Source organism: Xanthomonas sp. WHRI 8393 (assembly GCF_040203315.1).
Taxonomy (GTDB): Bacteria; Pseudomonadota; Gammaproteobacteria; order Xanthomonadales; family Xanthomonadaceae; genus Xanthomonas; species Xanthomonas arboricola.
This window is the reverse complement of sequence record NZ_JBEGGL010000014.1, coordinates 1-10131: the sequence shown is the minus strand read 5'-3', so window position 1 is coordinate 10131 and position 10131 is coordinate 1. Positions and strand designations below refer to the sequence as shown.

The window sequence follows — 10131 nt, the reverse complement described above, 5'->3', positions numbered from 1 at the left end:
CACATATGCAGCGCCGCTGGAGAGCACCGCCAGCAGCGCCACCGGCAGCGCCAGCCCGCGCTCCATGCAGATCCCAATGCGATCGCCTGGGCCAAGGCCCGCAGCCACCAGCCGATGTGCCAGGCGGTTGGACAAGCGCCCGAGTTCCGCATAGCTGAGCGTCGCTGCACCGGCACGCACCGCGGGCGCGTCCGCACACCCACGTACCACCTGCGCGATCGCCAGCGGCAGCGGTTGCCCGCGTCCCTGCGCACGATCCGGCCCTGTGCCCAGCGTCAGCAATTCGCTGCGCTCATCCGCATCGAGCAGGGTGTATTCGCTCAGCTTCCTGCTTGGATCGGCGGCGATCTGTGCCAGCAACGACACCCAAGCGTCGGCCATTCGTCGCACTCTTTCGGACGAAAACAGCTTCGGAGCAGCCAGCCAGTCAAGCAACAGGCCATCGTCGCACTCCTCGGCGCCGATCTGCAGGTCGAACTTCGCCAGTGCGGCTTCTTGCTCCTGCACGGTGATGGACAGCCCTGGCACGTGCAGATGCACGCGCTCGTTGTTGCGCATGTTGAACTGGATCTGGAACAGCGGCGCATGCAGCAGACTGCGGACCGGATTCAGCTCCTCGACCAGCATGTCGAACGGAACCTCGGCATGGCCATAGGCTTCCAGATCGGTGCTGCGCACCCGCGCCAGCGCGGTTTCAAAATCGGGGTCGCCGGACAGATCACTGCGTAACACCAGGGTGTTGACGAAAAAGCCAATCATCGGCTCCAACGCGACGTGGCCGCGCCCGGCTACCGGCGTCCCGATCGCCAGATCGGTGCCGGCGCCGAAGCCGGCCAGCACGGCCGCCAACGAGGTATGCAGCAGCATGAACAGACTCGCGTCGTGGCGCCTGGCCAAGTCGTGCAGCGCCTGCAGAGTTGTCACCTCGAGCCGCACGGCATAGCGTTCGCTGCCTCCAGCTGCAGCCGCCGAACGTGGCGCATCCAATACCAATGAATGGGTCGGCGGCAAATCCTCCAGCTGCCCGCGCCAATACCCCAGTTGGGTTTGCAGCGCCGGACCATCCAGGCGCTGCCGTTGCCAGGTGGCATAGTCCGCATACTGGACACGCAGCGGCGGCAGGTGCGCACCGGCGTAGATCGCCATGCATTCGCGCACGAGCACTGCGTAGGACCAACCGTCGAAGGCAATGTGATGTGCGGTCAGCCACAGCAGGTGCTCGTCGTCGGAGATCACCGCCAACCGTCCCCGCAGCATGTGATCCCGGCCCAGGTCGAACGGATGCGTCGCTTCCTCGGCAGCAATCGCCAGACAACGTCCGTCACGGATGGTCGGCTCCATCCCGCGCAGATCGTCGATCGCAAAGGGCAACCCATCGCTATCAGCGATCCGCTGTACAGGTTCTCCATCAATCTCGCCATAGGTCGTGCGCAGCACTTCGTGGCGAGAGACAACCGCGCGCAGTGCCGCATGCAGGCGCTCGACATCCAGACGACCGCGCAGGCGCAGGGAGCCGCTCATGCGATAGGCGTCGCTGCCTTGCAGGCGGTCGATGAACCACAGCCGCCGCTGTGAGTACGACATCGGCAAGCGTCCATCGCGTGGCGCCGGTTCAATCGCCGTCGCCTCTGGCGGTGGCAGCGCAGCCGATTCGGTGTCCTGCGCATCCAGCCAGGCGGCGACCGCCGCAGGAGTTGCGCCTTCAAAAACCACGCGCACTGGAAGAGTCCGTCCCAATCGCGCCGCGACCGCGCTGGTCATCCGCATTGCCAGCAACGAATGACCACCGAGCTCGAAGAAGTTGTCCTCGACACCGACCCGTTCGACGCCAAGCAGCTGTTGCCAGATGTCCGTGAGCGTGCGCTCGGTGTCAGTGCTCGGCTCGACATGGCCACGGGTGACCTGGGTTTCCTGGCCGCAGTCCGGTAGCCGGCGGCGATCGATCTTGCCGTTGGCGGTCAGCGGCAGCCTGTCCAGGCGCACATAGGCAGATGGCAACATATGTGCGGGCAGCCGCACCGCTAGGTGGTCATGCCAGCCAATCGCCTCGTTTTCGGCGCTGGCGACGTACGCGACCAAGCGTGCGGCGCCAGCCGCGTCGCGACCCAGCAGCACCGCGGCTGCTTCAATGCCGGGCACGGCCGCCAGTGCGGCCTCAATCTCGCCCAGCTCGACCCGATGGCCACGCAGCTTGACCTGTTCGTCAGCGCGACCGAGGTATTCCAGGCGCCCGTCATCGCGCCAGCGGCCCAGATCGCCGCTTCGGTAGAAACGCCCGCCGTGCAGTTCGACGAAGCGTTCGGCGGTTAGCTCGGGGCGACGCCAATAGCCCCGAGCCAGGGCCGCGCCGCCGATGTGGATCTGGCCGCGCACGCCAACTGGCACCGGTGCACCGAAGGCGTCCAATACACGAATCTGCACGTTGGCCAGTGGCCGGCCGATATGCGGAGCGACCGCAGACTCGATCCGCGCGCAGCTGCTATCCACCGTGCATTCGGTCGGGCCATAGACGTTCAGCGCCAGCGCATCCAGCGCCGCCAACGCCCGCCATAGCCGCGGTGCGATCGCTTCGCCGCCGACCAGCCATGTCCGGGGTCCTCCCTCCTTCACGTCGGGCAAGCCATGCACCAGCAGGGCCTCCAGTTGCGCAGGAGTGGTATCGCAGACATCGATGCGTTCGTCGCGCAGGAACGCGCGCAACGCCTCTGCGTCGCGGCGGACCGCTGTCGGCACCACCACTACGCAACGCCCGGATAGCCACTGCACGATGCCCTGCAGCGAGGCATCGAAGGACACGCCGGCATTGAGGGTGACCCTCGCCGTTGCCGGACAGGCTGGTGCGAGCCACGTCTCCAGTGCCCGCCACAGATTGACCACGCTGGCGTGCTCGACCATCACCCCCTTGGGCTGGCCGGTCGAGCCGGAGGTATAGATCACGTAGGCCAGATGCTGCGGCCGCAGCCCCGGCACCTGCGGGTTGTCCTCGCTTGCCGGTTCGTCCGACGCGATCGCCAACTGCGGGCAAGCGGCCGGCCCGGCGACGCCGATCGCATCGACCAGCAATGCCGCCGGTGCACTGTCGGTCAGCATGTAGTCCTGGCGCGCCTGTGGGTAAGCAGGATCGATCGGCACGTAGCCGGCACCGCTTTTGAGGATGCCCAGCAAACCAATCAACAGCTCCAGCCCGCGCTCGGCCCGGATCGCGACGCGGTCGTCCGGCTTGACTCCCAGGGCCAGCAACCGGTGCGCGACCCGGTTCGCCGCCCGGTTCAGCCCCGCGTAGCTCAAGCTGCGTCCTTCAAAGCGCAGCGCCTCGGCCTGCGGTGTGCGCCGTACCTGCGCCTCGAACAGGGCCGGCAGGGTCAATGCCGGCCACGACCATGCAGCATCGGGTAGGCTCCAGGCCTGCAACTGGGCCAGCTCCTGTTCTGGCAGCCACGGCAGCTGCGCCACCGCGCAGTCTTCGGTGGTCGCCATTGCCTGCAGCAGCCGCTGCAGATAGCCGGCCCAACGCTGGATCGTTGCCGCGTCGAACAGGTCGGTGGCGTATTCGAGCTCGCCAGTCAGTGCGCCGGCGTGTTCGTTCAACGCCAGCGACAGGTCGAACTGGGTCGTGGTGCGCGGTTGTGGCTGCGGTTGCAGACGCACCCCTGGCAAGGACAGCTCACGTGCGCCCGGCGTGTTGTTCAGCGCCAGCATCGTCTGGAACACCGGGCTGTGGCCCAGGCTGCGCTCCGGCCGCACGTGCTCGACCACCTGGTCGAACGGCAGTTGCTGATGCGCAAACGCGTCCAGCGCTTGCGCCTTCACCTGCATCAACAGCGTCGCCGCATCCGCCATGCCGTCCACCGGCACCCGCAGCGCCAGCGTGTTTACGAAAAAGCCCGCCAGCCCCTCAAGCTCCGCACGTGGGCGGTTTGCCACAGGCGTGCCGATCACCACCTCCTCCTGCCCACCCAACCGTGACAGCAACGCTGCCCAGCCGGCCGTCAAGGCCATGAACAAGGTCGCTCCGTGGCGCGAGGACCAGCTGCGCAGTGCCTGGACCAGCTCAGGCTCCAGGCGTAGCGGCAGACTCGCACCGCGATAGCTTTGCACCGGCGGACGCGGACGATCGGTCGGCAGTTCCAGCAGCGACGGCGCGCCAGACAAGGTCTGCTTCCAGTGATCGATCTGACGCTGCCAGACCTCACCGGCGAGCTGGCTGTGCTCCCAGGCCGCATAGTCGGCATATTGCAACGCCAGCGCTGGCAAGGGATTGGCCGCACCCTCGGCAAAGGCGCGGTACAACACCCCCAGCTCGCCGACCAGCACCCCCACCGACCAGCCGTCAGAAATGATGTGGTGCTGGGTCAGCAGCAACACATGGGTGTGCGCGTCCAGACGCAACAGGCGACCACGCACCAGCGGGCCGGCGGCAAGATCGAATGGTGCGGTAGCGGCCTCACGGGCGTGGGTGGCCACCGCCTCCGCGCGCTCATCGGCCGGCAGCAGCGACACATCGAGCTCACATAGCGCAAAGCCGCGATCGGCCGGATCGATCACCTGCTCGGGCTCGCCATCGCGCGCCAGGAAACGGGTGCGCAAGCTCTCATGCCGCGCCACCAGCGCATCGAGCGCAGCGCGTAATACTGCAACGTCAAGCTCGCCTTCCAGGCGCAGCGACACCGGCATGTGGTAAGCCACACCGGCGGCGCCGTCGAGCTGGGAAAGGAACCACAGCCGACGCTGGGCCAGCGATGGCGGCAACGGGCGCGAACGGTCGACCACCGCGATCGGCGCCGTGTCGGCGTCATCGGCTGCATCCAGGTACAGCGCCAACGAACGTGGCGATGGGTGCGCAAAGAGTTCACGCAACGGAACTTCCCGGTGGAACGCGGCACGCAAGCGCGCGACCGCCTGGACCGCGGTCAGTGAATGACCACCCAGGACGAAAAAGTCATCGTCACGGCCGATCATTTCGATCTTGAGCAGTTCGCTCCAGATGGCTGCAATGCGCTGCTCGCATCCGCCCTGCGGCTGCTCGTGGAGGGTGGCGTCCCGGGAGCGTTCCGGCGCCGGCAGGCGTTTGCGATCGAGCTTGCCGTTGGCTGTCAGCGGCAGGCTCTCCAAGGGTACGTAGACCGACGGCTGCATGTACGTCGGCAAGCGCGACGTGGCCACCGCGCGAAGCGCCTCCTCCCAGCCCTCGCCCGAGACACCGCTTACCCAGGCCACCAGGCGTGCCGTAGCACCCTCCCCGTGCACCCCCACCGATATCTCGCGCACCTGCTCCCGCAGCACCGCCTCGATCTCGCCCGGCTCGATCCGGTAACCGCGCAGCTTTACCTGCCCGTCCATCCGGCCCAGGAATTCCAGCGCCCCGTCCGCTCGCCAGCGTACCCGGTCGCCGCTGCGATACATTCGCCCACCCGCCTCGAACGGATCCTCCAGGAACCGCTCTGCCGTGCGTGCCGCATCGTTCACGTAGCCACGTGCCACGCCCGCACCGCCGATGTACAACTCGCCCGGCACCCCACGCGGCAACAACTGACCCGACGGCCCCAGCACGTAGAGCCGCGTATTGCTCATCGCTCGACCGATCGGCAGTGTGCCCTCGCCCGACAGCACTACCTGGTCCAGCCGCTGCCATGTGCAGCCCACTACCGTCTCGGTCGGACCGTAGTGGTTCACCAGCCGCGCCTGCGGATACTTGGCCTGCAACGCACGCGCCAGCGACGCCGGGAACGCCTCGCCGCCGATCACGAACGCATGCGCGCCTGCACGTGGCGATGCGTCGGCCAGCTGCAGCAGCCCCTGCACGTGCGAGGGCGTCAGCCGCAGCAGCCATGCTCCGTCTGCCTGCTCCAGCCGCCGCGCCAGCGCCGGCAACTCCTCTCCCGCCGGCAGCAGCTCCACGCACCCGCCTACCAGCAGCGGCACGTACAACGACGGCACCGTCAGGTCGAACGCGTGCGAACTCGCCACCAGCGATCCATCCAGCGCCTGGTCGTAGTAACTCTCGCGCGCGAATGCGCAATAGTCGGCCAGCCCGGCATGGAACACCTCCACCCCCTTGGGTTCGCCGGTCGAGCCGGAGGTGTACAGCACGTAGGCAATCGCATCATCGGCCAGCCTCGTCTCCAGCGGCTGCGCGGGGTACTCGCCAAGCCAGTCCGGATCGGTGCCGGCGCCGTCCAGATACAGCATGTCCACCCCGCCCAGCGAGGCTGGCGCCGAGCTGCTTTCGACCAGCACCACGCTAATGTTGGCGTCGGCGATGATCCGTGCCAGGCGTTCGCTGCCCTGGCGCAGGTCCAGCGGCACATATGCAGCGCCGCTGGAGAGCACCGCCAGCAGCGCCACCGGCAGCGCCAGCCCGCGCTCCATGCAGATCCCAACGCGATCGCCTGGGCCAAGGCCCTGTTCGCGCAACGCGTGGGCCAGGCGGTTAGCGTGCGCGGCCAGGGTCGCGTAGTCGGTGCTCGCCCCGGTCTCGGTCGCGCGTAGTGCAATCGCCTGCGGGCTCCGCGCAGCCTGGGCCTGGAACGCGTCGATGAGGCCATGCGCGCGCGTGCGCGCCTGTGACCTGCCGCGGCCCAGCGCCAGCAACTGTTCGCGCTCCTGCGCGTCGATCAGCGCCAGCGAGTCGATCCGCTGCTGCGGATCGGATAGCAGTGCCGCAGCCAACGCCTCGACGACGCGAACCAGATGCCCGGCCAGCGCCGGGCCGTCGATATCACCGATGCTCAGCGAGGTCAGGCCGAAGCCGGTTCCGTCATCGTCCACCGACATCGTCAGTGGATAGTTGTTCCGCGCTTGAGCGCCGCCAACCCGTATGCCCTCGCCCAGCGATGAAACAGCATCGGCATCGGTCTGGCTGCTGTGCTGACGATAGTTCAACAGCACGGTAAACAGCGGTATGCCCGCCGCGACCGCACTGCAGCGCTGAGCCAAGGCAAGCGATGCATGTTCGTGAGCGAGCAGTTCGGCTAGACGCAACCGGGTTTCGTCGAGCGCCTCGGCGACGCCGCGTCCGGCCAGATCCAAACGCAGCGGCAAGGTGTTGATGAACATGCCAACGGTGCGCCCTGCCTGGGCCATCCCCTGCAGGCGACCGGTCAGCACTGTGCCAAAAACTACGTCGCTGCGGCTGGCATGCTCGGACAGCACGCGCGCCCATGCTGCATGAAACAGAACCGATGGCGCCGTGCCCCCGGCCGTGGCAGCGCGACGGATCAGCGCGACGACGTCGTCCTCGAGGCGCAGGACCGACTGGCGGATCGCGGCGCCGTCATGGCGCACGTCGACGATACCGCCGATTGCGGTGGTTTCATCGACGCTGCCCAGGCGTTCGCGGAAATACGCCTCGTGCACGCTGTCGTGGACAGCGCCAGTGCGGGCGATAAAGTCGCGATAGGGCGCCGGCGGCGGCAATGCCGACGCATCGGTGAGCAACAAGTTGCGCACCTCATCCAGGATCACTCCCATGGCCACCGCATCAGACACCATGTGGTGCCACAGCACGGTCAGGATCAAACCGTCGTCGCCGGTATCGGCATGACGCCACAGTTGCAGCAACGGCGCGGCGCTCAGGTTCATGCGTACGGCGCCTGGAACGCCGTCGAACACGGGCAGCGACACCTCGCGCAACACGACCTGCACAGGCCGTTCCAGTGCCTGCCAGAACAAGGCAGTGCGCAGCACGTCGTGGCGTGCGACCACCGTCTTCAGCGCGTCGATGAAGCGCTCCATGCGCACGATGCCATCGAATTCCAGACTTACCCGCAGGACGTAGGGATCGACCGCGTCCTCGGCGTGCAGCAGATGATGAAACAGGATGCCATCCTGCAATGGCGCAAGCGGATAGATATCCTGCACATTGGCCGCGCCGCCCGGGACCGTGTCGATAATGCGGTCGATCGAAGCCTGAGACAGCGCTACCAGCGGCAGCAGGTCAGGGGTGATCGCGGTACGACCCGGCTCGATCAGGTTCGGTGGCACTGGCTGCGTAGTCCCGCGCGATACCTGTGCGGCGAGATCGGCCAATACCGGCGATAGGAACAGATCGCGAACGGGGAGCTCGATGCCCTCGCCTGCCAGGCGCTCGATCATGGCGATCGCCAGCAGTGAGTGACCGCCAAGCTCAAAGAAATTGTCACGGCGACCGACTTGCTCCAAGCCGAAAAGCCCGGCCCAAACCCGCGCGATCGCAGATTCGACCGCGCCTACCGGCAATTCGTGTTCGGAGTTCGTCCTGGCAGAAGCGTTCGGCACCGGCAGCGCGGCACGGTCGATCTTGCCTGACCGGGTCAGCGGAAAGTTTTCCAGCAAGACGTAGCAGGAAGGCAACATATAAGCAGCGAGCTTTTCGGACAGCGCCGAATGAAGCATCTGCTCTGATGGCGCGTTGGCCTCCGCGGCAACTACATAAGCAACCAGTCGGCTCGCGCCAGACGCATCGTCATGCAGCAGCACGAGCGCGTCGGCGACTCCGTCGCAGCGGCGTAACGCGTACTCGATCTCACCAGGCTCGATGCGGAAGCCACGGAGTTTGATCTGCGCATCGCGGCGGCCTGCATAAGCGATGTTGCCATCGCCCAGCCAGCAACCGAGGTCGCCGGTGCGGTACAGGCGCGCGTCGCCGGCTGCGTCCTGATCATGCACAAAGCGCTCTGCAGTCAGCGTAGGCTGCCCGAGATATCCACGTGCAACTTGCACGCCGCCAATATGGATCTCACCAATCACGCCCTGCGGCACCGGAGCACCGCAAGAATCGAGAATGCTGATCTTGAGGCCTCGCAGCGGACGTCCTATGGGCACCTGGCTTTCGCACTGGGGCACGCTTTCCAGGGCGATGGACGTCGCATACACGGTCGCTTCGGTCGGCCCGTAAGTATTCAGTACGGTGGCGTACCGCGCGGAAGGGTGCGCGAACCAGCCCGCCAGCGCACCGCGTTCAAGCTTTTCGCCACCGACCACGACCAAACGTACCTGCTCTGGCAGGGCAGGACGGCGTTGCGGAGCCTGCTGCGCCCAGACGTGGAAAAACGCGGTCGGCAAATCGAGGATGGCGATACGTTCGACGGCGAGGAGTTCCACAAAGTGCGTGTCGGGCGACACCATCCAGGAAGGCCGCACGACTACCGTTGCCCCGGACACCAACGCCGGAAAGATTTCCTCAATCGAGGTATCGAACGAACACGAGGCGAAGTGCAGCACGCGATCGCCCGGCTGAAGACGACAGCTTGTCGCATGTGTGCGCACAAACGCAGCGACGCTGGCGTGCTCGACCATCACCCCCTTGGGCTGGCCGGTCGAGCCGGAGGTATAGATCACGTAGGCCAGATGCTGCGGCCCCAGCGCCGGCACCTGCGGGTTGTCCTCGCTTGCCGGTTCGTCCGACGCGATCGCCAACTGCGGGCAAGCGGCCGGCCCGGCGACGCCGATCGCATCGACCAGCAATGCCGCCGGTGCACTGTCGGTCAGCATGTAGTCCTGGCGCGCCTGTGGGTAAGCAGGATCGATCGGCACGTAGCCGGCACCGCTTTTGAGGATGCCCAGCAAACCAATCAACAGCTCCAGCCCGCGCTCGGCCCGGATCGCGACGCGGTCGTCCGGCTTGACTCCCAGGGCCAGCAACCGGTGCGCGACCCGGTTCGCCGCCCGGTTCAGCCCCGCGTAGCTCAAGCTGCGTCCTTCAAAGCGCAGCGCCTCGGCCTGCGGTGTGCGCCGTACCTGCGCCTCGAACAGGGCCGGCAGGGTCAATGCCGGCCACGACCATGCAGCATCGGGTAGGCTCCAGGCCTGCAACTGGGCCAGCTCCTGTTCTGGCAGCCACGGCAGCTGCGCCACCGCGCAGTCCTCGGTGGTCGCCAGTGCCTGCAGCAGCCGCTGCAGATAGCCGGCCCAACGCTGGATCGTTGCCGCGTCGAACAGGTCGGTGGCGTATTCGAGTTCGCCAGTCAGTGCGCCGGCGTGTTCGTTCAACGCCAGCGACAGGTCGAACTGGGTCGTGGTGCGCGGTTGTGGCTGCGGTTGCAGACGCACCCCTGGCAAGGACAGCTCACGTGCGCCCGGCGTGTTGTTCAGCGCCAGCATCGTCTGGAACACCGGGCTGTGGCCCAGGCTGCGCTCCGGCCGCACGTGCTC

The 10131-nt window shown here is 66.7% G+C and carries 1 protein-coding gene; it reads right to left on the bottom strand.

Annotated elements, in window-relative coordinates:
* Positions 1–10131, bottom strand: a 10131-nt coding sequence (locus tag ABQ137_RS20605) for a non-ribosomal peptide synthetase (protein WP_349783473.1), incomplete at both ends; no start/stop codon positions are given.